The sequence below is a fragment of the Nonomuraea sediminis genome (assembly GCF_018531495.1).
GTDB lineage: Bacteria > Actinomycetota > Actinomycetes > Streptosporangiales > Streptosporangiaceae > Nonomuraea > Nonomuraea sediminis.
This window is the reverse complement of sequence record NZ_JAHDTI010000005.1, coordinates 85,829-110,426: the sequence shown is the minus strand read 5'-3', so window position 1 is coordinate 110,426 and position 24,598 is coordinate 85,829. Positions and strand designations below refer to the sequence as shown.

26 protein-coding genes are annotated in these 24,598 nt (G+C 70.9%); 5 read left to right on the top strand and 21 right to left on the bottom strand.

The window, feature by feature from the left end; genetic code table 11:
- Positions 1-4: 4 nt before the first annotated feature.
- From KIK09_RS25065 to KIK09_RS25025, 9 genes are all read right to left on the bottom strand, one after another.
- On the bottom strand, positions 5-832 hold the full coding sequence (locus tag KIK09_RS25065; protein ID WP_214321784.1) for an alpha/beta fold hydrolase: 828 nt from the start codon (positions 830-832) through the stop codon (positions 5-7).
- A gap of 126 nt (positions 833-958) precedes the next feature.
- Complete coding sequence (locus KIK09_RS25060; protein WP_214321783.1) at positions 959-1,948, bottom strand: AF_0692 family protein; 990 nt, start codon at positions 1,946-1,948, stop codon at positions 959-961.
- A 70-nt stretch (positions 1,949-2,018) separates the two neighbouring features.
- Positions 2,019-3,251, bottom strand: coding sequence for a PP2C family protein-serine/threonine phosphatase (locus KIK09_RS25055; protein WP_250573759.1), 1,233 nt, complete (start codon positions 3,249-3,251; stop codon positions 2,019-2,021).
- Positions 3,252-3,336: 85 nt separating this feature from the next.
- Positions 3,337-3,915 carry a TetR/AcrR family transcriptional regulator gene (locus KIK09_RS25050; protein WP_214321781.1) on the bottom strand — a complete coding sequence of 193 codons (579 nt, stop codon included), beginning with the start codon at positions 3,913-3,915 and terminating at the stop codon, positions 3,337-3,339.
- A gap of 66 nt (positions 3,916-3,981) precedes the next feature.
- The gene (locus KIK09_RS25045; protein WP_214321780.1) at positions 3,982-6,966 is read right to left on the bottom strand and encodes an alpha-mannosidase; all 2,985 of its coding nucleotides are present in this window, start codon (positions 6,964-6,966) and stop codon (positions 3,982-3,984) included.
- The gene (locus KIK09_RS25040) at positions 6,959-8,209 is read right to left on the bottom strand and encodes a glycoside hydrolase 5 family protein (protein WP_214321779.1); all 1,251 of its coding nucleotides are present in this window, start codon (positions 8,207-8,209) and stop codon (positions 6,959-6,961) included. Before KIK09_RS25040 ends, KIK09_RS25045 begins: the two co-directional genes overlap by 8 nt.
- Positions 8,210-8,255: 46 nt before the next feature.
- The gene (locus KIK09_RS25035) at positions 8,256-9,158 is read right to left on the bottom strand and encodes a carbohydrate ABC transporter permease (RefSeq protein WP_214321778.1); all 903 of its coding nucleotides are present in this window, start codon (positions 9,156-9,158) and stop codon (positions 8,256-8,258) included.
- 1 nt (position 9,159) lies between these two features.
- Positions 9,160-10,035: a carbohydrate ABC transporter permease gene (locus KIK09_RS25030; RefSeq protein WP_214321777.1), complete on the bottom strand. Its 876-nt coding sequence runs from the start codon at positions 10,033-10,035 to the stop codon at positions 9,160-9,162.
- Between the two features lie 5 nt (positions 10,036-10,040).
- A complete protein-coding gene (locus KIK09_RS25025) occupies positions 10,041-11,339 on the bottom strand; it encodes an ABC transporter substrate-binding protein (RefSeq protein ID WP_214321775.1) in 1,299 nt (432 codons plus the stop codon).
- 107 nt (positions 11,340-11,446) lie between these two features.
- Here KIK09_RS25025 and KIK09_RS25020 point away from each other — a divergent pair, with 107 nt between their 5' ends.
- From KIK09_RS25020 to KIK09_RS25000, 5 genes are all read left to right on the top strand, one after another.
- Complete coding sequence (locus tag KIK09_RS25020) at positions 11,447-12,490, top strand: LacI family DNA-binding transcriptional regulator (RefSeq protein ID WP_214321774.1); 1,044 nt, start codon at positions 11,447-11,449, stop codon at positions 12,488-12,490.
- 38 nt (positions 12,491-12,528) lie between these two features.
- Positions 12,529-13,443, top strand: coding sequence for a glycosyl hydrolase family 18 protein (locus KIK09_RS25015; RefSeq protein ID WP_214321773.1), 915 nt, complete (start codon positions 12,529-12,531; stop codon positions 13,441-13,443).
- Positions 13,440-15,023 (top strand): alpha-amylase family glycosyl hydrolase, encoded by a 1,584-nt coding sequence (locus tag KIK09_RS25010; RefSeq protein WP_214321772.1) that lies wholly within the window; start codon positions 13,440-13,442, stop codon positions 15,021-15,023. The genes KIK09_RS25015 and KIK09_RS25010 overlap by 4 nt, the downstream gene beginning before the upstream one ends.
- 96 nt (positions 15,024-15,119) lie before the next feature.
- A complete protein-coding gene (locus KIK09_RS25005; RefSeq protein ID WP_214321771.1) occupies positions 15,120-15,530 on the top strand; it encodes a hypothetical protein in 411 nt (136 codons plus the stop codon).
- Positions 15,470-16,012 carry an APC family permease gene (locus KIK09_RS25000; RefSeq protein ID WP_308164274.1) on the top strand — a complete coding sequence of 181 codons (543 nt, stop codon included), beginning with the start codon at positions 15,470-15,472 and terminating at the stop codon, positions 16,010-16,012. The genes KIK09_RS25005 and KIK09_RS25000 overlap by 61 nt, the downstream gene beginning before the upstream one ends.
- Here KIK09_RS25000 and KIK09_RS24995 read toward each other — a convergent pair.
- From KIK09_RS24995 to KIK09_RS24945, 12 genes are all read right to left on the bottom strand, one after another.
- Positions 15,963-17,396 carry an MFS transporter gene (locus tag KIK09_RS24995; protein ID WP_214321768.1) on the bottom strand — a complete coding sequence of 478 codons (1,434 nt, stop codon included), beginning with the start codon at positions 17,394-17,396 and terminating at the stop codon, positions 15,963-15,965. The genes KIK09_RS25000 and KIK09_RS24995 overlap by 50 nt on opposite strands.
- A gap of 214 nt (positions 17,397-17,610) precedes the next feature.
- Positions 17,611-17,946 (bottom strand): histone-like nucleoid-structuring protein Lsr2, encoded by a 336-nt coding sequence (locus tag KIK09_RS24990; protein ID WP_214321766.1) that lies wholly within the window; start codon positions 17,944-17,946, stop codon positions 17,611-17,613.
- Positions 17,947-18,070: 124 nt separating this feature from the next.
- Positions 18,071-19,135 carry a hydrogenase expression/formation protein HypE gene (gene hypE / locus KIK09_RS24985; protein WP_214321765.1) on the bottom strand — a complete coding sequence of 355 codons (1,065 nt, stop codon included), beginning with the start codon at positions 19,133-19,135 and terminating at the stop codon, positions 18,071-18,073.
- Positions 19,132-20,259, bottom strand: a complete 1,128-nt coding sequence (gene hypD / locus KIK09_RS24980) for a hydrogenase formation protein HypD (RefSeq protein WP_214321764.1) — start codon at positions 20,257-20,259, stop codon at positions 19,132-19,134. The genes hypE and hypD overlap by 4 nt, the downstream gene beginning before the upstream one ends.
- Positions 20,260-20,264: 5 nt before the next feature.
- Positions 20,265-20,516, bottom strand: a complete 252-nt coding sequence (locus KIK09_RS24975) for a HypC/HybG/HupF family hydrogenase formation chaperone (protein WP_372455679.1) — start codon at positions 20,514-20,516, stop codon at positions 20,265-20,267.
- On the bottom strand, positions 20,491-20,883 hold the full coding sequence (locus tag KIK09_RS24970) for a hydrogenase maturation nickel metallochaperone HypA/HybF (protein WP_214321762.1): 393 nt from the start codon (positions 20,881-20,883) through the stop codon (positions 20,491-20,493). The genes KIK09_RS24975 and KIK09_RS24970 overlap by 26 nt, the downstream gene beginning before the upstream one ends.
- Before the next feature lie 11 nt (positions 20,884-20,894).
- A complete protein-coding gene (locus KIK09_RS60635) occupies positions 20,895-20,999 on the bottom strand; it encodes a DUF6893 family small protein (protein WP_372455678.1) in 105 nt (34 codons plus the stop codon).
- A gap of 5 nt (positions 21,000-21,004) precedes the next feature.
- On the bottom strand, positions 21,005-21,478 hold the full coding sequence (locus tag KIK09_RS24965; RefSeq protein ID WP_214321761.1) for a hydrogenase maturation protease: 474 nt from the start codon (positions 21,476-21,478) through the stop codon (positions 21,005-21,007).
- Positions 21,475-22,803, bottom strand: coding sequence for a hypothetical protein (locus KIK09_RS24960; RefSeq protein ID WP_214321760.1), 1,329 nt, complete (start codon positions 22,801-22,803; stop codon positions 21,475-21,477). The genes KIK09_RS24965 and KIK09_RS24960 overlap by 4 nt, the downstream gene beginning before the upstream one ends.
- Complete coding sequence (locus tag KIK09_RS24955; protein ID WP_214321759.1) at positions 22,800-23,426, bottom strand: DUF6084 family protein; 627 nt, start codon at positions 23,424-23,426, stop codon at positions 22,800-22,802. Before KIK09_RS24955 ends, KIK09_RS24960 begins: the two co-directional genes overlap by 4 nt.
- Positions 23,419-24,036 (bottom strand): DUF5947 family protein, encoded by a 618-nt coding sequence (locus KIK09_RS24950; RefSeq protein WP_214321758.1) that lies wholly within the window; start codon positions 24,034-24,036, stop codon positions 23,419-23,421. Before KIK09_RS24950 ends, KIK09_RS24955 begins: the two co-directional genes overlap by 8 nt.
- The gene (locus KIK09_RS24945; protein WP_214321757.1) at positions 24,033-24,596 is read right to left on the bottom strand and encodes a NifU family protein; all 564 of its coding nucleotides are present in this window, start codon (positions 24,594-24,596) and stop codon (positions 24,033-24,035) included. Before KIK09_RS24945 ends, KIK09_RS24950 begins: the two co-directional genes overlap by 4 nt.
- Between the last annotated feature and the right edge of the window lie 2 nt (positions 24,597-24,598).

Here is a 24,598-nt window from a genome sequence, read left to right as displayed (position 1 = left end):
AGGGTCACCTGTCGTTGAGGACCTCACGGAGACGGGGGGCGAAACCGTCGGGGTCCTCGACGAAGCCCACGTGGCCGCCCGGGAAGAGCGTGGGGGTGATGCCGAGCAGCTCGCCGAGCGCGGTGGTGGTGCGGTCGCAGAGCTGGCCGGTCGATTCGCGGCCGAGGCCGAGCATGATGCGGGGCCCGGCCGCGCGCAGCGCCGCGAGGTCCGGCTGCCAGCCCGTGGTCGCGCGCAGCTCGTGGGTGAAGAAGCGGTGCTCGTCGGCGAGCTGCCGCGGATCGCGCTCGCCCCCGTACATGAGCTCGAACACGGGCTCAGGCATGAAGATGTTCGCCTGCGCCAGGAACTTGCGCCAGGCCCCCGCGAGGTCCCCCGAGACGTGGGTGGCGATGATGTCCTCGGTGCCCGCGCGGAGCTGATCGCGGTCGTCGAGCAGCTCCATCAGCGGCGGCTCGTGCGCGATCACGGTGTGGACCTGCTCGGGGTGGGCCTGCGCGAGCGCCAGCGCGGTGACCGCGCCACCACTCGAGCCCAGCACCGCGGCAGGGCCCGCGTCCAGGTGGGCCAGCAGCCTGGACAGGTCGTCCGCGCGCGACTGCGGCGTCGAGTCCTGGCCGGGGTCGTCCAAGAGGCTGCGGTTGATGCCCCTCGGGTCGGCGGTGAGCACGGTGAAGCCGGTCGCGAGCAGGTCGGCGAGCGGCGCGAACGCGCCCGCGTCCATCGGGGCGCCGACGAGCGCCACCAGCGGACCCTCGCCGCGCACCTCATAGTGCAGCTGAGCGTCCGGAACCCGCAGTGTCCCGACGGTGGCGGTCGATGTCACGTCCATGGGGATCCCCCTCGTGTCGGCCGAGGCCTTCGAGCCTCGGCTGGTCTCCTTACGCCATGACGACGAGCGAGGTCTGGACGAATGGACATCCGCCCGGAAGTTTTTTCCCGGCCGCCGGATCGAACGTCAGCTCAGGTCCGGTGCCGCGGAACGCACACCGCGTGCGGCGGCCCACAGGAGGATGACGGCACCCCCACCGAGGAGCACGGTGCCCATCAGCGCGGCGGGCAACGAGGCTCCGGTCTCCTGGGCGTGGACGAACCCCTCCCAGACATAGGTGAGCAGCGCGCCCCCCGCCACCGCGAGGCGATGCCCGGCGCCCCAGCCGCGGCTGCGTGACCAGCGGGCGAACAGCGCCACGAACACGAGGGTCAGCCCGAGCACCGCCCCCGACACGAGCCACTGTGAGATCTCCTCGGGCAGGAACTCGCGACCCCAGTACAGGCCGGACGCGGCGAACGCCACGACGCCCACCGTCAGCCGGCCGGGCGCGTCGGCGTCCACCGGCGCGGCGGGACGGCGGCCGACGACGAAGGCCAGCGCGATCAGCGCCACGATGACCACGCCCGCGCCGATCAGCCGCCCGGGCGGGGCCATGAACTGCTCGGCCTGCTCGAAGGCGAGCAGGGCGGACCCGGCGAGGAACACCACGCAGGTGACGGCCAGTCCGAACCTGCCCAGCCACGGCCGGGTGTCGCCGCGGCCCAACGCCTCCATGAGCGCGATCGGCACGCAGATGCTCCAGACCGTGTGCATCATCATCACGTCCTGCAGCAGCGAGAGGCTGGTGCCGAGCGCGGGCACGTAGGTCTCGCCGTAAGCGAGGCCGAGGTCGAACCCGCCGTAGGCCGGATTCCACAGCATCTGGTCGATCGGACCCTCTTCGAGCAGGGCGTAGGCCATCGCCAGGACCACCATGGTGGGCCACCCCCGCCCCGCCCGCCGGGCGACCTCCCTGATCAGCAGCGCGCCGCCGCCGTACATGGGAGCAAGCAGCAGGACGTACGGCAGCGCCGCGAGCGGCTGGTTGCCCAGGAGCCACTCGCCGACGAGCGGCGCCAGGAGGAACAGACCGAGCGCCGGCGCGATGCGGCGCGAGGCGGATCTCAGACCCATGACGCGTCACGCTAGGGGCGTCACCCGGGTGGCCTCATCCGCCGAAGGTCGACGCCCGCATATCTTTGGATCACGCCGGCGGCGGTCGCAGGGCCAGCGGCTCGTGCGCGGAGCCGTGCCACTCGACCAGCAGGACGGTGGCGTCGTCGTTCAGGCGGCCGTCGTGGTAGTCAAGGACGTTCCTGACCAGGCGGCGCAAGGTCTCCGGCACGGGCAGCTCGGCGGTGTTGTGGCGGATGATGAAGTCGACGAACCGGTCCAGCCCGAACTCGGCGCCGTCCGGGGCACCGGCCTCGACGATGCCGTCGGTGTAGATCAGCAGCCGGTCGCCGGGCTCAAGCTGCTCGTGGCAGACGGTCACCGGCATCTGAAGGTCGAGCCCGAGCGGGTGAGCGGGTGGGCAGGCGAGCGTCGAGCTCCAGCGGCCGCCCCGGACCACGATGGGGAGCGGATGGCCGCGGTTGATCCAGGTGAGCATGCCCGTCCGGATGTCGAGCTCGGCCATGATCGCGGTGACGAAGCGGGTGGCGCGCCCGAACTCCCTGATCAGCACGCCCTCGATGGCTTCGCCGTTGGCGACCAGGTCCAGGCCGTGGCGGCGGTGGTTGCGGCAGGAGGCCATCGCCAGGTTCGCGGTGAGCCCGGCCGAGACGTCGTGGCCCATCGCGTCGAAGACGGCCAGGTGCAGCGTGTCGCCCTCCAGCGCGTAGTCGTAGACGTCGCCGCCCACCTCGTACGCGGGCTCGACCACGGCGCCGACGGTCACCTCCGGTGTGGCGAAGGTCGACGGCGGCATCAGCTGCCACTGCATCTCGGCGGCCACGTTCATCGGCCGTGAGCGGATCAGGCGTGGGTAGGTGTCGCTGTGGGCGCGCTGGCTGATCAGCAGCAGCGCGACCAGGGAGGCCAGGTGGACGCCGATCGCGGGCGTGCGCTCGGACCTGCCGCTCACCCGCAGCATGCCCAGGCGCTCGGTGCCGTCGAGCATCGGCACCCACCAGTGCTCGCCCTGCTGCAGGATCCGCACCTCCTGGAAGGCACGCCCCGCGAGGGTGCTGTCGACCCGCAACTCGGCCGCGGGCTCCGCGGTCGCGCGCTCCGCGCTCGCGCGCTCCGCGGTCGTGCGCGAGCCCATCAATCGCAGCGTGGCCCGCTGGATGTCGGCGACGTAGATGCGCACCTCGTCGAGCCCGGCGCGGGCGGCGTGCTCCTCGACCAGGCGGGGCAGCTGTTCGAAGGAGGCCTGATGGCTGGCCTCCAGCAGCCCGGTCAGCATGCGTTCCAGTCCGTCTGCATCGCTCATGAGCTCACCCATCCCCGGGCAACCGTCCGCACGAGAACTCGATGACGGCCGCCCCTGACCTCATTCAAGCAGGCGGCGCGACGCGTCACGACTCTTCGAGGAGGCGGTCGAGCATCCAATGAATGTAGGTCCTGAACTGCACCAGGTCGCCGGGCCTGACCCGGCGTTCGTTGCGCGGCCGGTCGAGCACTCCGCCGGTGAGGAATCCGTACACGCACCAGACGATCGTCCAGACGACGAAGCGGGCGTCCACCCCGGGCGGGAGGAGCGGGGCGATCTCCGCGACGACCTCCTGCACCAGCGGCCGGGTGTAGCCCTCCTCGAGCTCGGGAACGTCCGCGGCGTCCCCCATCCACCGGTGCATCCACAGCTGGAGGATCTGCGGGTTGTCGGCGAAGAAGTCGAGGTAGGCATCGGCCAGCTGCTTGATCGCCTCAGGGGTGGGGGCGGCCAGGTCCGCGAGGGTCGCGCGGAGGGCGGCGCCCTCGAGGTCGTCCGCCCGCCGCATCACCGCCCTGTACAACTCCTGCTTGCCGCCGAACCGCGCGGTGATCTCCGACGGCTGGACGTCGGCGGCGCGAGCGATGAGGCCGAGCTCGGTCTCGTCGTAGCCCAGCTCGGCGAACAGTCGCGTCGCGACCCTGATGATCGCGTCTGCCTCCACACTGTGACCTTATGTGCACGGTCCGTGCACGCCGGGCAACTCGCCCGGCGTGTCCGGCTCACCCCGTCACACGATGGAGAAACGCAGCGTCCGCAACTGGAACGGGCGCAGCCGCAGGTCGAGGCCGGCCTCACCGCGGGGCCGCTCGAGCAGGTCGCATTCCGTGACGCCGTCGAAGGGGAACGACGGCGTCAGCCGGGCGCGGACCCGGCCGCCGCGCGACTCGTAGAGGCGGACGACGACGTCGCCGCTGCCGTCGTCGGCGAGCTTCACCGCCGTGATGACGACGGCGTCGTCGTCGACGGTGACCAGTGGCTCGACCGGGTTGCCGCCGGGCACCGTACGTTCGGGCAGGTTGATCGCGTAGCCCTCGCGGACCGCGTCGCCCACCGCGGCGCCGACGACGAGCGCGTGGCTGAAACGGTGCGTGCCCTGGTCGGTCTGCGGGTCGGGGAAGCGCGGCGCGCGCAGCAGGGAGGCGCGGACCGTCGTCGTCGTGCCGCCGTCAGCGCGGACGGTCCTTGTCACGTCGTGGCCGTAGGTGGAGTCGTTGACCAGGGCGAGGCCCCAGCCAGGCTCCTCCAGGTGCACGAAGCGGTGGTTGCACGCCTCGAACTTGGCTGCCTCCCAGCTGGTGTTGGTGTGCGTGGGCCGGAAGACGTGGCCGTACTGGGTCTCGGCGGCGTAGCGCTCGGCGTGGACGTCCAGCGGGAAGGCCAGCTTCATGAACTTCTCGGTCTCGTGCCAGTCGACCTCGGTGTGGATCTCGAGCCGGGCGGCGCCTGGCGGCAGCACCAGCCTCTGCCGGACCTTCGACGAGCCGAAGGACCTCAGCACCGCCACCCCGTCAGGCACGGGCGAGACCTCGTCGGCGTCCGTGAGGTCGGTGACGGTGTTGCGGTAGAACCGGTCGACGTCCCAGGCGTCCCACATGTTCGGGAAGTCCGGGTGGACCTGGAGCAGGTTGGCCGCCTGCCCCGGAGCGATCGCCTCCCGCTCGGCGGCCAGGTCGTAGACCGAGGTGACCAGGCCGCGGCCGTCGACCGTGACCCGGATCAGGTCGTTGGCGAGGACGTAGCCGTCCTCGGCCGGCGTCACCGTGGTCGCGCCGCCGCGAGATCCGGCCGGAGCCGCGCCTCCGGCGGGGACGCCCCGGCGGGCGTGCGGGGCGGCGTTGAAGGTCACCGAGCCGGGCCCGTCACCGGCCAGCGCCCGCTGCGCCGCATCGATGATCGCCTCCAGCTCGGCGGCCACGGCCGCGTAGGTCAGCTCCGCCTCCCTGTGCACCCACGCGATCGACGAGCCGGGCAGGATGTCGTGGAACTGGTGCAGCAGCACCGTCTTCCAGATCCGGTCGAGATCCGCGTACGGATAGGGGAAGCCGGTCCGCACGGCGGCGGTGGCCGCCCACAGCTCGGCCTCGTGCAGCAGGTGCTCGCTGCGCCTGTTGCCGCGCTTGGTCCTGGCCTGGCTGGTCAGCGTCCCGCGGTGCAGCTCCAGGTAGAGCTCGCCCACCCACACCGGCGGGTCGGGGTACTCGGCCTGGGCCCTGGCGAAGAAGGCCGCGGGCCTGTCCCACTCCACGCGCGCCGACCCCTCCAGGTCGCGCATCCTGGCCGCCTTGGCGACCATCTCCCTCGTCGTGCCGCCCCCGCCGTCACCCCAGCCGGTCGGCGCGAGCGAGCTGCCCGCGACGCCCTTGTCCTTGAAGTTCCGTGCGGCGTGCGCGATCTCGCTGCCCTTCATCGAGCAGTTGTAGGTGTCGACCGGCGGGAAGTGGGTGAAGATCCGCGTGCCGTCGATGCCCTCCCACGAGAAGGTGTGGTGCGGGAACGTGTTGACCTGGCTCCAGGAGATCTTCTGGGTGAGCAGCCACCTGCTTCCCGCCTCCTTGATGATCTGCGGCAGGCCCGCGGCGAAGCCGAAGGTGTCCGGCAGCCACGCCTCCTCGTTCTCGACGCCGAACTCCTGGAGGAAGAACCGCTTGCCGTGGACGAACTGGCGCGCCATCGCCTCCGAGCCGGGCATGTTGGTGTCGGACTCCACCCACATCCCGCCCGCCGGGACGAACCGCCCCTCCGACACGGCCTTCTTGACCCGCTCGTACACCTCGGGGCGGTGCTCCTTGATCCACGCGTACTGCTGCGCCTGCGACATCGCGTACACGAAGCCCGGCTCCTGCTCCAGCAGCGCCGTCATGTTCGCGGTGGTCCGCGCGACCTTGCGGACGGTCTCGCGCAGCGGCCACAGCCAGGCCGAGTCGATGTGCGCGTGGCCGACCGCGGTCAGCCGGTGCGCCGACGGCTCGGCGGGCGTCGCGAGCACCCCGGCGAGCCGCTCACGGGCGGCGGCAGCCGTACCGTTGACGTCCTGGAGGTCGACGGCGTCCAGGGCGCGCTCGATCGCGCGCGCTATCTCCCAGCGCCGGGCGCCCTCGACGGGCAGCTCGGCCATCAGCTCGCCGAGCACCTCCAGGTCCATGACCAGGTTCCAGACCTCCTCGTCGAGGACGGCCAGGTCCATCCTTGCCAGGGTGTACTGCGGCTCGTCCCCGGCGGTGTCCTTGTCGCCCAGGTCGGTCGGCAGGAAGGGGTGATAGTCCAGGATGACCGGGTTCGAGGCGGCCTCGACGTGCAGCAGGACCTCCTCGCCGCCGCGCGCGGGCGAGGCGACCGGCACCCAGGAGTTGCACGGGTTCAGCCCCTTGACCGGCGAACCGTCGGGCCGGTACACCAGCCCCTCGCACTGGAAGCCCGGCATGTTCCTGTCGAACCCCAGGTCCAGGATCGCCTCCACGGTACGGCCGGCCCACGCGTCCGGCACCGTGCCGCTCACGGTGAGCCAGCTGGTTCCCCACGGCCTGCCCCAGCGCTCGCCCACGGCGATGGGGGAGCGGGGCGCGGCGATGCCCTCCGCGACGGGGACCGGCTCGTCGGGAGCGACCCACACCTCGACCTGGAGCGGCACCGACTCGGGGTACACGGCCGGGCGGATCCGCTCGTCGAGCACCCGCTTGAGCCGGGATTCCAGGAGCTTGCGGTCGTCATGCACGGGAGTCCTCACACAGTGCGTCGTCCACGGTGACCACCTCGGTGATCCCGCGGGAGTCCAGATAGGCGGCATCGCCGGCCCGCTCCGCGAGCACGACGGCCGGGCGCGCCCCCGCCTCGGTCAGGCGCATGAACGCCTCGAAGAACGTGCCGCCGGGGGCGCAGGTCGAGCGCTTGGGGGAGTCCTCGGGCAGGTCGAGGGCGAGCGCGGTCGTCCGCGGCGCGGGACGGTGGCCGCGCGCGCGGACCTCCTCGATGATCCGCGCCAGCTCGAGCCCGGCCGGCTTGGGCCTACGGTCGTTGGTCAGCACGCCGAGGCTGTACTCCAGCTCGGGGAAGTCGGCCAGCGACCGGTCGACGTCGTGCGAGCACCACCAGGTGACACCCCACAGGTCCGGGCAGTCCAGCGCCGCCTCGACGGTGACGCGCGTGAAGTCCGCGGCCTGGTCGGCGGCGATGTGCGGTTCGGGGGCGCCGACCTCCTGCAGCCACACCGGGCGGTGCGCGTCCAGCGCCCAGGCCTTCGACAGCTCGATCATGTAGGCGGCGTGCTGCCCGGTGGGCGTGGACCGGCTCCCGTACCGCTGCGCCGTACCGTTGAAGACCCAGGAGTGGATCGCCGTCGCGAAGCCGTGCCGGGCGGCGTGCGCCGGGGTGAAGGGGTGGTCGTCGAGGTACCAGGCGGCGTCGTAGCAGGCGTGCAGGTGCGGGTGGTCGGGCGCGCCCTCCGCGCAGGCCGCCAGCATCGTGGTCAGCCACGCCTGCGCCTGCTCAGGGGTGATGCGGTCGGGGTCGGGGTGCGGCTCGCCGGAGAACTGGTTGATCTCGTTGCCCAGCGTCATGCCGATGAAGTTGGGCCGGTCGGCGAGCGCCTGGGCCAGCGTCCGCAGGTAGGCGGCCTCGCCCGCGATCATGTCGGGATCGGTGAACAGGTTGCGGCGGTGCCAGGTGACCTGCCACGACGGCACGAAGTCGAAGCTCGACAGGTGGCCCTGCAGCCCGTCCACGTTGACGTCCAGCCCGCGCTCGGCGGCGGCGTCGGCCAGGGCGACGAGCTGCTCGACCGCCTTCGGCCGGATCAGGGTCCTGTTCGGCTGGAAGACCGGCCACAGCGGGAAGGCCCTGATGTGGTCGAAGCCGAGCGCGGCGATCGAGTCCAGGTCGGCGCGGACCGTGTCTATGTCGAAGTCGAGCCAGTGGTGGAACCAGCCCGTGCTGGGTGTGTAGTTGACGCCGAAACGCACGGCGTGTCCCCCCGAGTGATGAGATGGTCAGGTGCGGCGGTGGCCGTCACCCCTTGACGCCGCCCTCCTGCAGGCCGCGGAAGAAGTACCGCTGGAGCGCGACGAACAGGACGAGGATCGGGATGAGGGAGATCATCAGCCCGGCCGCGATGGTCCGGGGGTCGCCCGCGAAGTGGCCGTCCAGGTAGGCCAGCCCCACGGTGAGCGTGAGGTCGCCGGGGTCCTGCAGTACCAGCAGCGGCCAGAGGAAGTCGTCCCAGGCGCCGATGAACGTCATGACGGCGACGATGGCCATCGTGCCCTTCACCGCGGGCAGCCCGATGTGCAGCAGGCGCTGCCAGGCGGTGGCGCCGTCGATGATCGCCGCGTCGTCCATCTCCCGCGGGATCGCCTGGAAGGCGTTGCGCATCAGCAGGATGTTCACCGTGCCGGCCAGGCCGGGCAGGGCGACGCCGAAAAGGGTGTTGGTCAGGCCCAGGTTGTTGACGGTCTGGAACTGGGAGATGATCGTGGCCTCGTTGGGCAGCAGGAGCGTGGCCATGAGCAGGCCGAGCACGAGCTTGGCGCCCCTGAACCGCATGCGCGCCAGCGCGAACCCGGCCAGCGTGGCGAACACCACGTTGCCGGCCACGCCCATGACCGCCACCAGCAGCGAGTTCGAGGCGAAGTCCAGCACGGGGACCTGCCGCAGGACCTCCGCGTAGTTCGCCAGCGTCGGGTGCTCGGGCAGCAGCCGCGGCGTCGCGGCGTAGACGTCCTCGGCCGGGCTCTTCAGCGAGGTCGACAGCTGCCACAGCATCGGCCCGACGGACACGACGACCATGAAGATCAGGGCGGCGTAGCGTCCCACCACCCCGGCCGGCGTGGGCGCGTCGTAGACGGGGGACCGATGCCGCCGCCTGGCCTTGGCATGGACGGCGGGCCTGGCGCGATCGGTGACGGTCAGCATGTCAGGCCTCGCTCCTCTTGTTCAGGTAGGCCAGCAACAGCAGCGGCCCGATGGTGAGCGCGAACAGGAACAGGCTCAGCGCCGAGGCGTACCCGATCCGCCCGTCGGCCCCCAGCACGGCCTGCTGGATGAGCATCACGACCGTCACGTTCTGACCGCCGACACCTCCCTGGGGCCCGCCCAGGATGTAGATCTCGGTGAAGATCCGCATCGCGGCGATGACGATGAGGACCGCGACCAGCACCATCCGGCCGCGGATGCTGGGGACGGTGATCGACCAGAACCGCCGCAGCCGTCCCGCGCCGTCGACCGACGCCGCCTCGTGCAGCTCGCGCCGCACGTTGCCGAGGGCCGACAGGTACAGCAGCATGTAGAAGCCGAGCCCCCGCCACACCGTCAGTGCGGTGACGCTGAGGATGAGCAGCCAGCGGTCGGTGAGGAGCGGCAGCGCCTGCTGGATCACACCCATCTGCTGGGCCAGCTGGTTGACCAGGCCGCGGTCGTCGAGCAGCCACTGCCAGATCAGCGCGACCGCCACCACCGAGGCGATGACGGGGAAGTAGAAGACGGTACGGAAGAACCCCATGAACGGCAGCCGGCTGTGCACCAGCAGCGACAGGAACAGCGGCAGGAACGTCAGCAGCGGGACGCAGAGCACCACGAAGATCGCGGTGTTGAGCAGCGCGTCCCGCAGCCGCTCGTCCTCGAAGATGAGCGAGAAGTTCCGCAGGCCGATGAAGTGCCCACCGCTGAGCATCCGCACGTTGGTGAAGGACAGCACGATGGTGTTGAGTGCCGGCCACAGGCTGAACACCGCCAGCAGGATCAGCGGTACGGCGAGCATCAGCCAGGGCGTGTACCACCGGTGGGCGTTCATCCGGGTCACTGCTCCAGCATCGAGTTGGCCTTGTCGACGCCCTTGTCGAGCGCCTGCTGGGAGGTCTGCTTCCCGGTCATGGCCAGCGTGATCTGCTGCTTCAGGTAGTCGTTCATCTCGGAGCTCCACTGCGGCGGCGTGGCCAGCTTGGCCTTCTGCAGGGCGCGGAAGGCGTAGACCGAGGCGTCTCCCTGCGGGGTGCCGTCGCTCTTGCTGTAGACGGGGTCGTTGGCCGCCGCGGCCGATCCAGGCAGGAATCCGGGGGCCAGCTTGATGAAGGCGATCTGGTTGTCGTTGTTGGTGGCGAACTTCGCGAAGGCCAGCGCCAGCGGGAGGTTCTTGCTCTTGGCCGAGACCGACAGGCCCTGCGTGTACAGCGGCGGGGTGAAGAAGTTCTCCGACGGGACGACCTTGTCCTTCAGCGACGGGGTGTCCTTGTTGATGTTGGTGATGGCGTCGCCGCCCGCGGTGGTCATCGCCACCACCCGCTTCTTGAACAGCTCGGCGTTGCCCTGGTAGTCGCTGGTCAGGATGCCGGGCGGGAAGAGGCCGTCCTTGTAGGCCTGCCGGTACTTGTCCAGCAGCGCGGCGGCCTGGGGCGTGTTGAAGGCGAACTTCTTGCCGTCGGGGCTCATCCACGAGGTCCCGGTGGAGGTGATGTCGGACGCGCCGGGGAAGCTGCTCAGCAGGAAGTCCTTGCCGCCGGACTTGTCGTGCATGACCTTGGCCGCGGCCAGCAGGTCCTCGCGGCTCTTGGGCAGGTTCTGCGGATCCAGGCCGTCCTTCTGCAGCATCTCCTTGTTCCAGTACAGGACGTCCGTGCCCGTGTACCAGGGGAAGCCGAAGGCGGAGTTGCCGCCGTTCACGTCGGTGTACTTGTAGGCGTCGACGACGCTCTTGACCCACTCCGACTCCAGCGTCGGCACGTTGGCCGACAGGTCGAGCAGGTTGCCGGTCTTGGCCAGCGGATAGGCGAGGTCCATGGGAAGGTTGACGACGTCGGGCAGGGTGTTCCCGGCGACCTGCGCGTTCAGCTTGGTCGGGTAGCCATCGCCCGGCTGGTCGATCCAGTTGATGGTGGTTCCCGGATGCTGGGCCTTGAAGTCGGCCATCAGCTTCTCGAAGTACGGCGTGAACTTGTCGTTCTTCAGCGACCAGGTCTGGAACGTGATGGTGCCCTTGAGCTGGTCGGTCGTGTCGACCTTCTGCTGGGCCGCGTCGTTGGACTGGCCGCCGCCGATGCCACAGGCTGAGAGCGCGGTGACCGCCATGACGGCCGCGACCAGCGAAGCGGGGATTCGCATGAGGGATGTTCTCCTGATCGTTGTCGCCATCAGATTCACTAAAGCGCTCTAGTGAGTGTGAACTATGATTTGGCGCAAGGCCGCTGTCAAGAGAGGTACACCGAGACGTGACCAGACCGACGATCGCCGACATCGCCAAACGGGCGGGTGTGTCCCCCGGGGCCGTGTCGTTCGCCCTGAACGGGCGGCCCGGCCTGAGCGACGCGACCAGGCAGCGCATCCTCAAGATCGTTGAGGAGATGAACTGGCGGCCGCACAGCGCGGCGCGGGCGCTGGGCGGCGCCAGGGCCGAGGCCGTCGGCCTGGTCCTGGCCAGGCCCGCCCGCACGATAGGAGCCGAGCCCTTCTTCATGCAGCTCATGGCCGGTCTCCAGGCCGGGCTGTCGATCACCTCCACCGCCCTGCACGTGATCGTCGTCGAGGACACCGCGGCCGAGATCGAGATCCACCGGCGCTGGGTGGCCGAGCACCGGGTGGACGGGTTCGTCGTCGTCGACCTGCAGGTGCGCGACGCGCGCATCGCGGCGCTGGAGGAGCTCGGCGTCCCCGCGGTCGTGCTCGGCGGCCCCGGCAGGCACGGCGGTCTGCCCAGTGTCTGGGCCGACGACAGGGAGGCCATGCTCTCCCTGGTCGACTACCTGGCCGCGCTCGGTCACCGGCGCATCGCCCACCTGGCGGGGCTGCCGACCTTCCAGCACACCCGGCGGCGGATCCGGGCGCTGAAGGACTCCGCCAAGCGGCACGGCCTGGACGAGGCCGTCTCGGTGCCCACGGACTTCAGCGACGCGCAGGGCGCCGCGGCCACCAGGACGCTGCTGTCGCGGCCCGAGCGCCCGACCGCGATCATCTACGACAGCGACGTGATGGCGGTCGCCGGGCTCGGCGTGGCCGCGGAGATGGGCGTCTCGGTGCCGCGCGAGCTGTCCATCGCGTCGTTCGACGACTCGGTGCTGACGAGGATCGTCCACCCGTCGATCACCGCGCTGTCGCGCGACACCTTCGCGCTCGGCGAGCAGGTGGCGCGGACCCTGCTGGCCGCGATCGACGATCCGGGCTCGGTGCGGGACATCCAGGCCACCACGCCGCGGCTCACCGTCAGGGAGAGCACGGCGCCGCCCGGAGGCGTTGACACTCCTATTAAAGCGGTTTAGTGTCCGGCACCGAGACATTCCGGCTGCATGGAGGCAACGTGTTACCGACGTCCCCCAAGACGCGTGTCAGGAAGACCCTCGTGGCGGCCGGCGCGGCCGTCCTGGTCGCTGCCGGGTTGCCGGCGCACACCGCGCAGGCCGCGACCGGCCACCACACGCTGGCCTACTACCAGACCCAGTACTCCAACGGCGCCTACGTCTCCCCGCTGCCGCTGCGGGGCATCGCCACCGACGTCGAGGTCGCCGCCTTCCACCTCAACGCCGACGGGTCGGTCCACCTCAACGACGACCCGCCCGGCGACCCGAAGTTCGACCGGATGTGGGCCGACGTCGCCGCCCTCCGCTCGTCGGGGATCAAGGTGCACGCGCTGCTCGGGGGCGCGGGCCGGGGCAGCTTCGCCAACCTGCACAACGACTTCACCCGGTTCTACGGGCTGCTGAGGGACGTGCTGCGGACCTACCACTTCGACGGCGTCGACCTCGACATCGAGGAGACGTTCTCGCTCGCCGACACCGAACGCCTGATCAGGCAGTTGCGGGCCGACTTCGGCTCCGGGTTCACCGTCATCCTGACGCCCGTGGCCACGGACCTGGCCGGGACCAGCTCCTTCTCCGGCGGCTTCAGCTACCGGCAGCTCGAGCAGGACCTCGGCGGCCAGATCTCCTGGTACACCGGCCAGTTCTACTGCGGGTGGGGATCGCTCCGCAGTACGGCCAGCTACGACGCGATCGTCAGGAACGGGTTCAGCCCCTCCAGGGTGCTCACCGGCGCCGTCACCAACCCGGCCAACTGCTCCGGGTACGTCGAGCCGAGCAGGCTCGCGAGCACGCTGCGCAAGCTGGTTGCCAAGTATCCGGGCTTCGGCGGCGCCGCCGGCTGGGAGTACTTCAACGGCCTGCCCGGCCCCGCCTCGTGGTACGCCACCGTGCGCGACGCGATGGGCGGCTCGTGAGAAGATCCACCCCCGGCTGGCTCAGCGACGCCGTCATCTACCAGATCTACCCGCAGTCCTTCGCCGACTCCGATGGGGACGGGGTCGGCGACCTGCGGGGCGTGCTCGGCCGCCTGGACTACCTCAGCTGGCTGGGCATAACCGTGATCTGGTTCAACCCGCTGTTCGCCTCCCCGTTCGGGGATGCCGGCTACGACGTGTCCGACTATCTCACCATCGCGCCCCGCTACGGCACCGAGGCCGACCTCGTCGCGCTCGTCGAGGCGGCCCGCGAGCGCGGCATCAGGGTCATGCTCGACCTGGTCCCCGGTCATACCTCCGACCAGCACGCCTGGTTCCGCGCCTCGGCCGCCGACCCGTACGACGACCGCTACATCTGGTCGCCGACCCGGCCGTCGGAGGAGTGGGTGCCGTCGCCGGGCGCCCGTCCCGGGTTCTACCTGCCGAACTTCTATCCGGTGCAGCCCGCGCTGAACTTCGGCTACGCGCGGACGCACCCGGACGAGCCGTGGCGCAGCCCCGTGAACGCCCCCGGCCCCGCCGCCAACCGCGCCGCCCTGCGGCAGATCATGGCCCACTGGCTCGACCTGGGCGTCTCGGGATTCCGCGTCGACATGGCCTTCTCCCTGGTCAAGGACGATCCCGGGCGCCTGGAGACCGCCAGGCTGTGGGGGGAGCTGCGCGCCTGGATCGACACCGAGTACCCCGGCCGCGCCCTGCTCGCCGAGTGGGGCGACCCGAAGACGGCGGTCCCCGCCGGGTTCCACGCCGACTTCTTCCTGCACGCGGTTGGGGACGTCTTCCGGTCGCTGTGGGGCAACGCCGAGGGCAGCCACCGTCCGGAATGGGGCACGCAGCCGTGCTTCTTCGACGCCGCGGGGCGGGGCTCGCCGTCACGGTTCCTGGCCGCCTGGGAGGAGGCCAGGGGGGCGATCGACGGCGCCGGCCACGTCGCACTGCCCACCGCCAACCACGACTTCTCGCGGCTGGTGTGCGGCAGCCGTACCGCGTCGATGGTCGCGCCGGCGTTCGCGTTCCTGCTCACCTGGCCGTCGCTGCCCACCGTCTACTACGGCGACGAGATCGGCATGCGCTACCTGCCGGGGCTGCCGGACAAGGAGGGCAGCCAGTGCGGGCCCGAGGCCAGGCAGGGCTCGCGCACCCCGATGCAGTGGGACTCCTCCGCCAACGCCGGCTTCTCCACCGCGCCCGCCGAGGCGCTGTACCTGCCCGTCGACCCCGACCCGGCGCGTCCCACCGTCGCGGCACAGCAGGCGGATCCTGCCTCGCTCCTGCACCAGGTCAGGGCGCTCATCGCGGCTCGCCGTACCACGCCCGCGCTCGGCGCGGCAGGGTCGCTGCGCGTCCTGCACGCCGGCTATCCGCTGGTCTACCTCCGCGGCGGCACCCACCTGGTCGTCGTCAACCCCAGCCAGGGTACGGTGACCGCCCCGCTGCCGCCGGACCTCGACCTGTCGCGGGCACGCTGCCTGATCGGCGGCGACGGCGTGAAGCTGGTCCCCGGCGAGGTGACCGCGGACGGCTTCGCCTACGGCGTCTTCCAGGTCAGCGGCGCCTGACCCGGCCTGGAGTCCCGTACCCGGCGTTGATCTATGAGTGTTTTACCTGTTCGTCCAGGGTGTGGCGGGAGACTGGAGGGAGAGGTGGTGATCGTCATGATCAGTCGCTGTGGACGGGCGGCGCTCGTGGGCGCGCTCGCGGCCACGCTGACGACCGCCGCGGCATGCGGGTACGGAACGACGAGCTCCCAGCCGTCCTACTCGGCTCCGCACGCCGCCGGCCAGGTGAAGGGGAAACAGGTCGCGGTGCGCTTGGCCGAGTACAACATCGCCCTCGGCAAGTCGAACCTGTCACCTGGCACGTACACGTTCATGCTGAAGAACGTCGGAAAGACGACGCACGCCCTGGCGATCAGCGGTCCAGGCGTCAACCAGACATCGGGGTCGGTCGACAGCGGAGGCACGACCACGCTCACCGTCACGCTGAAGCCGGGAACCTACGACGTGTGGTGTCCCATCGACGACCATCGAGGGTTGGGCATGGAGACCAGCTTGACGGTGAAATAGCTAGCTGCCCGCCGCCGTGCGCTCGGCCGCGGCGAGGATGGCCGCTCAGCTCCAGCCGCCTGCTGTACACCATGGGCCGGGACGGCGTGCTGCCCAGGCGGATCTTCGGAGTGCTGCACCCGCGGACGAAGACGCCGGTCTTCTGCCTCCTCCTCACCGGGGCCGTCTGCCTGCTCGGGCTGAACATCTCCCTCGAGACCGCGACGTCGTTCATCAACTTCGGCGCGTTCCTCGCCTTCACCGTCGTCAACGCCTGCGTCATCGTCTACTTCGTCCGCAACCGCCGCACCGGCCGGGCCAAGGTGCTCGGTTACGTCGTCGCCCCGGCGCTCGGCGCCGTCGTCACCGTCTACCTGATGACCCGGCTCAGCCCGGCCGCGCTCACCATCGGCCTGTGCTGGCTGGCCGCGGGATTCGCCTATCTCGTCTGGCTCACCCGCGGCTTCCGTCGGCCGAAGCCTGAACTGACCGTCGCTCAGTGATCTTCACGGTACGGCGGGCCAGCGCGGCCCGCGTGGCGCACGCCGTACCGATCGCGAGCAGGACGGCGACAGCGGTGACGACCCGCAGCAGGCCTTCGGCGGAGGAGGGCGCGGCGAAGTAGACCGTCCCGAGCCCGGCGACCGCGGTCACCCCGGCGAGCACGGGGCCGGTGGCGTTCAACGCCGAGATCGCGGACGCCTGCCGCGGCTCCACCAGGGACGTGATCCGCGCGATCAGCGGGCTGTACCCGGCGGCGTGCCCGGCTCCGGCCAGGAGCAGCAGCGGCACGGTGCCGACGGGGTCCCACCGGTCACGGTAAAGAAGCACGAGCACGGCCGCCCCGGCGGCGAAGGCGATCGGGCCTGCGATGGGCAGGGCGCCGAGCAGCCGCCGGGGGTAGCGGCTCCAGCTCAGGCTGAGCGCCCCGAAACCCAGGGCGTACGGTACGAACGCCAGCCCCGCCCGCAGCGGCGAGTAGCCCAGCGCGGCCTGCAGGTGCAGGGTCAGGGTGAGCAGGAAGACGGTGTAACAGCCCATGATGATCCAGCAGGCCGCCAGCCCGGGCTTCACCCCGGCCGGCCGTAGCGCCGCCAGGTCGAGCAGCGGGTCCCGCACCCTGGTCTCGTAGCGGACGAAGGCCACCAGCAGCACGGCGCCGCACGCCAGCGAGATCCACGCCCAGGCGGGCCAGCCCTGGTCACTGCCGAAGATGAGCGGCACGGTGAGCGCGGTCATGGCCACGGTCAGCACCGCCACTCCGGCCAGGTCGAGGCGGGGCCGCTCGGCCGCAGGGGAACGCGGCAGGACGCGCGGGCCGACCGCCAGCAGGAGCACGCCCAGCGGGACGTTGATCAGGAAGATGGGCCGCCACGACAGGCCGAACAGGTCGGCCCCGGCGACCAGCCCCCCGATGACCTGCCCGAGCGCGACTCCCAGGGCGAGCACCATGCTGTAGAGGCCGATCGCCCTGCGACGTGCCGCCCCGTCCCAGTGCACCTGGATGAGCGAGAAGATCTGCGGCGTGAGCAGCGCCGCCCCCACGGCCTGCACGATCCGGGCGACGACCAGAACGGTCGCGTCAGGGGCCAGCCCGCACAGCAGGGACGCGCCGGTGAACCAGCCGAGCCCGAGCAGGAACGCGCGCCGCCGGCCGACGATGTCGCCGATCCGCGCGCAGGTGACCAGGAGCACGCCGGTGGTCAGCAGGTAGCCCGACACGATGAGCTGGATCGCGCCGCCGCCGGCGTTCAGCTCCTCGCGCATGGTCTCGGCCGCCACCGATACGATCGAGCCGTCCATGGACGCCATGACCTGACCGGCGAGCAGGACGGCCAGCATCCGGCCACGACGGACACCCGTCGTCGAAGGAGCAAGAGGGATCATTCCTTCAGCATCGGCCGTACCCGCCCACCCGGTCTTGAAGATATTTGCGCCCCGCCACCCGTGCCCAGGCGCGCCGGGGGCAGGGCGTGGAAAGTAATTAAGTCCGGGACGAATACCCGCCTGCCGCGGGAATTCCAGACGAATCCAATGACATCACGAAACAGAGAAGGACTCTCCCCATAGTAGGGAGAGTCCTTCGTGCGACGGATGTTCGCTAGTGGGATGCCTCATACTGCTCAACGAGCGTCGCGGCGATACGGCCGCGCTCGCTGACAGGCAAACCGTTGGCCTTGGCCCACTGCCGGATCTCCGTGGACTTCTCGCGGGTCATCGCACGATCGGCGGCGGCCGACCGACGGCCACGAGGGCGCTCCGCACGGACGGCGCGCGCCTTGTTGATGTAGGGCGCCAGGGCCTTCTCCAGCTTGTCGCGATTCGTGCCGGACAGGTCGATCTCGTAATTCGTGCCGTCGATCGCGAAGGACGTTGTTCCTTCGGCTTCCGTGCCGTCGATGTCGTCCACGAAGGACGTCACAATCTGCTTAGCCATGCTGGAACTCCAAATTTCGCCATCTGTTTGGCAGTACTGTAGTCCCCCTCGGGGAGGCGTCAAACTATCTGCATGCCTTTCCAGCGCTTTTGGGCCTGTATATCGCGCCGGCGGTTGCACGACGTCAGCAGATGCGGGGGAGAGGGTCGCCGACCAGCAGGTCGACGATGCGGGTGCCGCCGAAGGACGTCTTCAGCAGGACCAGCCCGGGCGGGTCGTCGTTGACACGCCCGATGACCTCCGCCGCCTCGCCGTACGGATGCGACCGCAGGGCCGCCAGCGCCCGCTCGGCGCACTCGCCGTCGACCACCGCCACCATCCGTCCCTCGCACGCGACGTAGAGCGGGTCGATGCCGAGCAGCTCGCACGCTCCCCGTACGGCGGGCAGTACGGGCACCGCGTCCTCGTCGAGCACGACCGCGACCTCGGAGGCCTGGGCGATCTCGTTGACGACCGTGGCCACCCCGCCCCGGGTGGCGTCCCTGAGGCAGCGCACCCGCCCGTCGCCGCACGCGTCGAGCAGCAGCCCGGCCAGGTCGTTCAGCGGAGCGGTGTCGGAGGCGAGGTCGGCCGCGATGTCGAGCTCGCCGCGGGCGAGCATGACGGTGATGCCGTGCTCGCCGATCGGCCCCGACACGATGACGGCGTCGCCGGGCCTGGCGGCAGCCGAGTTCAGCCGGGTCGTCCGCTCCAGCGTCCCGACGCCGGAGGTGCTGATGTAGCAGCCGTCGGCCTTGCCCCGCTCCACGACCTTGGTGTCGCCGGTGACGATCCAGACGCCGGCCGCGCGCGCCGCGGCCGCCATGGACGCGGTGATGCGCCGCAGGTCGTCGACGGGAAAGCCCTCCTCGAGGATGAACCCGGCGGACAGGTAGCGCGGCGTGGCCCCGCACATGGCCAGGTCGTTGACGGTCCCGTTGACCGCCAGGTCGCCGATGTCGCCGCCGGGGAAGAACAGGGGCGTCACGACGTAGGAGTCGGTGGTGAAGGCCAGCCGGTCGATGACCGCGCCGTCCTCCAGGGATTCCAGCGGCGGGTTGCGGAAGGACTCCAGGAACACCGCCTCGATCAGTGACTGGGTGGCCTTGCCGCCGGCGCCGTGCGCCAGGGTGATGCGCTCCTCCCGCACGCGGGCCTTGCGGCGGCGCGAGCGTTCGATCCGCTCCAGGACCAGCTCCTCGCGGGTCATGTCCGGGTCGCCTCCTTGACGCGCTCGCGCGTGAACCGGCCGAAGTTGTAGTAGGCCGCGCAGGCCCCCTCCGAGGACACCATGCAGGTGCCGATCGGCGTCTCCGGGGTGCAGGCGGTGCCGAACACCTTGCACTCCCACGGCTTGAGCACGCCCTTCAGCACCTCGCCGCACTGGCAGGACCTGGGATCGGCCACCCGGCCGCCCGGGATCTCGAAGACGCGCTCGGCGTCGTAGGCGGCGTAGCGCTCGGTCATCCTCAGCGCCGAGTGCGAGATGAAGCCCAGCCCGCGCCACTCGAAGTAGGGGCGCAGCTCCATCACCTGGCTGATGACGTTCAGCGCCTTCAGGTTGCCCTCCCACGGGACGACCCTGGCGTACTGGTTCTCCACCTCCGAGCGGCCCTCGCTCAACTGGAGCAGGATGCGGTAGACGGTGTGGAGCACGTCCAGCGGCTCGAACCCGGCCACCACCAGCGGCTTGCCGTACTCGGAGGCGATGAACCCGTACGGCCGGCAGCCGATCACGGTGGAGACGTGGCCGGGCCCGATGAACCCGTCGAGGCGCAGGTCGGGGGAGTCCAGGATGGCCTTGATCGCCGGGATGATCGTCACGTGGTTGCAGAAGACGGAGAAGTTGGCGATGCCCTCCGCCTCGGCGCGCAGGACGGTCATCGCGGTCGAGGGCGCGGTCGTCTCGAAGCCGATGGCCATGAACACCACGTGCTTGGCCGGGTTCTCCCTGGCGATCTTCAGCGCGTCCAGCGGCGAGTACACCATGCGGATGTCCGCACCCCTGGCCTTGGCGTCGAGGAAGGACCCGGCGCCGCCGGGCACGCGCATCATGTCGCCGAACGACGTCATGATCACGTCCGGCTGCGAGGCGATGTGGATGGCGTCGTCCACCCGCCCCATCGGGATGACGCAGACCGGGCAGCCCGGGCCGTGCACCAGCGTCACGGACGGCGGCAGGTAGTCCTCCAGCCCGTGCTTGTAGATCGTGTGGGTGTGCCCGCCGCACACCTCCATGAACTTGTACTCCCGACCCGGCTCGCACAGCGCCGCGATGCGCGTGGCGAGCGACCTGGCCATGCCGGCGTCGCGGTACTCGTCGACGAACCGCATCGGGCTCACACCTCCTCGATCATGGACTCGCGCAGGGCCTCGATCTCGTCCTCGTAGGCCTGCCCGATGCTCTCCAGGAAGTCGAGCGCCGCCTTGGCCTCCGCCTCGTCGATCTTCGACAGGGCGAAGCCGACGTGGATGAGGATCCAGTCGCCCGGCGTCAGCGTCTCGCCCTCGAGCAGCCCGATGTTGATCGCCCGCCGTACCCCGCTGACGTCGACCATGGCCAGGTCAGGCCGGTCCGACAGGATTTCCACGATCTCCCCGGGAATGCCCAGGCACATGAGCGGCCTCCGCCAGCTGGATGGATTCGAGGACGAGCTCGTCGCCGCCCTCGGTGTCGATATCGGTGCCGCCGCACGCGGGGCAGACGGCGAAGGGGTCGGTGGACACGTCCGTGTGCCCGCAGGACCCGCAGGCGAGGCTGACCGGGATGACGACCAGCTCCACGCGGGCACCCTCGGCCGGCGACCCCTCGGACACCATGGAGAACGCCTGGTTGATCACCGGCTCCGTGATGCGGAGCATGGCGCCCGCCCGTACCCGGGCCAGCCGTACCGGCCGGCCGTCCGCGCGGTTCTCGACCGCGGTGAGTATCGCCTCGGCGATTCCGAACTCGTGCAAGGTCGTCTCCCTCACATCTTCCTGATTTCCATGTAGCGCTTGATGTCGGGCAGGGACTGATAGATCAGGATCGCGGCGCCCACCAGGGCAGCCGCGATGATCAGGCGTTTCATCATGTTCGTCACCCCACAGCCTGTTTCTCGTTGAGTTCGTCGATCAGGTCGCGTACCAGGTCGGCCGCGGTGGCGACGGCGCCGGCCACGGTCGCGCTGAGCTCCATGCCGGGCGAGATGTCCTCGGGCTCGCAGCCGACGACCAGGACCGGCGGCGGTCCGGCGCCGAGCGTGCCCGCCAGCGCGAGAACCGCCTCGGGCGTCATGGAGTGGGCGTCGAGGATCTCCGCGGGGCCGCCGGGCTCCGGCTCGAGCACGTACAGCGTGCCGGGCCGCCCGCCGTTCGACGCGGCGTCGACCAGGATCGCGGCGTCGTAGCCGCCGCCGGTCAGCTCGTAGGCGAGGTGCACGCCGCGGATGCCGAAGTCGGCGGCGTGCACGCCCTCGGGCAGGGCGGTGCCGGCCAGCTTCCTGGCCACGGCGACGCCGAAGCCGTCGTCGCCGAGGAAGACGTTGCCGACTCCGGCCACCAGGATCCTCACGCGTCATCGCCGATCGGCTCGACCTCGTCGGGGGCGAAGTACAGGAACCGGCCGTGCGACCGGTGCAGGTCTGCCCCCGGGTCCTCGTCGAGGGTCACGGCGAGGTGGCGGGCCCCGTCGACGTCGAGCAGCACCGCCTCCACCGTGGCGGCACGGCCGGCCAGGAACATGTCGTGGGCGTCGGCGCGCCGCCTGCCCGGGTTGAGCCGGACGCGGCTGCCCTGGGCGACCGCCACCCCCGAGATCACCACGCTGTCGGTGCCGGGCGACACGCCGGGGTCGGATCCCGGGTCCCACCAGGGTGTCGGCGCCGCCGGCTCCGGATACCTGATCGCGCCGTGCAGCCGCTCCACCCACTCGGCGGGCAGGTCGCCGACCATGTCGATGAGCCGTGCCGCGCGGGGATCGGTCGCCCTGGCCTCGCGCGTCTCCTCCTCGGTGAGGGTGAGCGTGCGCAGGTGCAGGATCTCGTCGATCTCGGTCGCGTCGAACAGGTCGCCCGGGCTCTCAGGCGCGATGGCGGGATGGTCGGACAGGATGATCGGCGAGGACAGCACGACGTCGCGGTGCCCGGGCTCGCCGACGAGCACCGGCCAGGTGTTCTCGTTGCGGCAGGTCCGCGCGACCGGCCGCGCCCACTCCGGCGGGTCGGTCATGGATACGAACGCCCCGCCGTCCACGGCGAGCAGCAGGTGCGCCGAGACGAGCGAGCGCCGTAGCGCCTGCTCGCGCGTCGCGTCACCGGGATCCCACCCGTCGACGTTCTCCACCCGGGCGCGCAGCTTGATCAGCCCGTACGGCCCGGCGATCCGTTCGGCCCCGACCCTGAGCACGGCGTGCAGCGGCAGATGTTCCGCGATGACCCGCCCTTCGACCTCCCCGGTCGGTGCGGGGATCGGCTCCTCGCATCGGTCGCCGGGGACGTCCACCTCGACGACGCGCTCGGAGCCGACCAGGTCGGCGAGGGGGAGGACGGTCTCCACCTCCCGCTCGGTCGCCTCGTCGAAGGTGATGAAGGTGCTGTCCCCTGTCCTCAGCTCGGCGACCGGCTCGTATCCGCCCGCGCCGGTGCGCTCCACCCGCCGCTCCCTGACGTGCAGGAAGCGCAGGATCAGCCGCACGTTGGCCGTCGCGGCCGTTTCGACCAGGCATTCCGTCATGCTCGCCGACGGTTCCTCGGTGGCGGTGAAGCCCGGCGGCACGAGCACGCCGAACTGCCAGCGCATCCGGTTCTTGGCGGCCGAGGCCCGGTAGGGATACAGCAGGTAGCCCTCGTACAGGACCGTGTCCGCGACCCTGCGCGCGATGTCCATCGGTCCGCTCATCCCGATGCCTCCTTCAGCAGCGCCTGCATGACGTCGTCCCAGGTCGCCAGGGCGTGCGCGGACTTGAAGCGGTGCAGGTCGCGCAGCGTGCCGCGGCTGAGCCGCAGCCATCCCGTCCCGGGGAAGTAGTGGTCCATCAGCTCCCGCCAGACGGCGACCGGCAGCCGGTGGCGGGCCTCGCAGTGCCACGGCACCTGCTGGACGGCGAAGCCGTTGTCCGCCCGGGTGAAAACGGTGCCGCTGAAGAGCATGAGCAGCGGGATCTCGCCGTCGTCGAGCGCGGCGAAGTACTTGCCCGCCGCCACCTCCAGGTCGTAGCCGCACGGCACGGGCACGTCGATCTCCGTGGCCCCGGTGAAGCCGGGGACCGTGACGGCCACGTCGGCGAACTGCAGCGGCTTGAGCGTGTCGCCCCAGCGCGAGGGGTCGCCGAAGAGGTCGCCGAGCAGCTCGGCCTCGTCCGGGCCGTACCGCCGCAGGTGCGGCTCCACCCTGATCTGGCAGCGCAGCAGGATCGCGTGCACGTCGGCCTGCGACGTGACGCGCAGCCGGAACAGCAGCGTGGGGAACGCGGCATGGGTTTTGACCCGCGACCCCAGGCAGGCGAAGCCGAGCTCAGCCATCCCCGCCTCCGGTCTTCGAACGCCCGCGCAGCTCGGCGAAGAAGCCCTCGATCGCCTCCCACGCGTCCTGGCCGCCGTCGAAGCCCTTCCACCGGGTGCGGACCAGGCCGACCAGCTCGTAGCAGGCGTCGATCGGCACCAAATAGCACCCGGAGCCGTCGGGCCCGCGGTCCACCAGCAGCGCCTCCACGTCCGGCAGCGCCTCGGGCAGCCCGGGGTTGGCGGCCAGCACCCGCTCCCAGGCGGCCGGCGGGAGCTCGGACTCCGTGGCCCCGCCTGGGCTCGGGTAGAAGGCGGCGACCCGGCCGAGCACCGAATTGTGGAAGAAGAACGCCGTGCGGACCGGGATCCGCAGCGCCTCCCAGTCGGCCGCCGACAGCCGGAACGACGGCAGGTACAGGTACCGTTCCGGCACCGCGCGGAAGCGCCGCGCCGTGTCCGCCTCATGGCTGAACAGCAGGTAGCAGGCCCTGCACGCGCACTGCAGGGCCCGGCTCTCGGTGTTCACGACGTGCCCGTGGCCGGCTCCCGCCGGCGCCGCGCACAGCTCGCACCGGGCCACGTCAGGGGCCCTGGGTTCGAGGAACCTGCGCAGCCCGGTGGCCGTCACGACGCGGGCTCCGGCACCGGGCAGGGACCCGGCGGGCGCCGCTGGATCTGCAGGACCTCGTTCTGCGCCGTGACCAGCCCGTCGACCTCCACCCGCGACACCTCGGGCGCGGCCTGGGCGACCGCACGCTCGATGGCGTCCGTGACCGTGATCCGCGAGGAGGGGCAGCCGTGGCAGTTGCCCTCCAGGCGCAGCCGCAGCACCCCGTCGGTGTCGAGCTCGAGCAGCTCGACGCCGCCCGCGTGTGAGCCGAGCAGGGGCCGTACCTCCTCCAGCGCGGCGGCGACGCGCTCCCGCGTGCTCAGCGGGTGCAGGTCGTGCAGCACCAGCAGGCCGGAGACCAGGGGATCGGCGGCCACGCGGTGCAGCGCCTGCCCGGCGTCGGACTCGACGAGGATCTCCATGAGGCGTTCCAGGCCGGAACCGTACAGTTCGACCAGCGTCCTGACCAGTTCCTCGGCCTTGGCGCGCGCCGCCGGGTCGGTGAGGCCGCCCAGGTCGGCGAGCAGCGCCTCGACGCGGTCACCGGCCGCCTGGACATCGTGAGCGTGCGGCATCATCC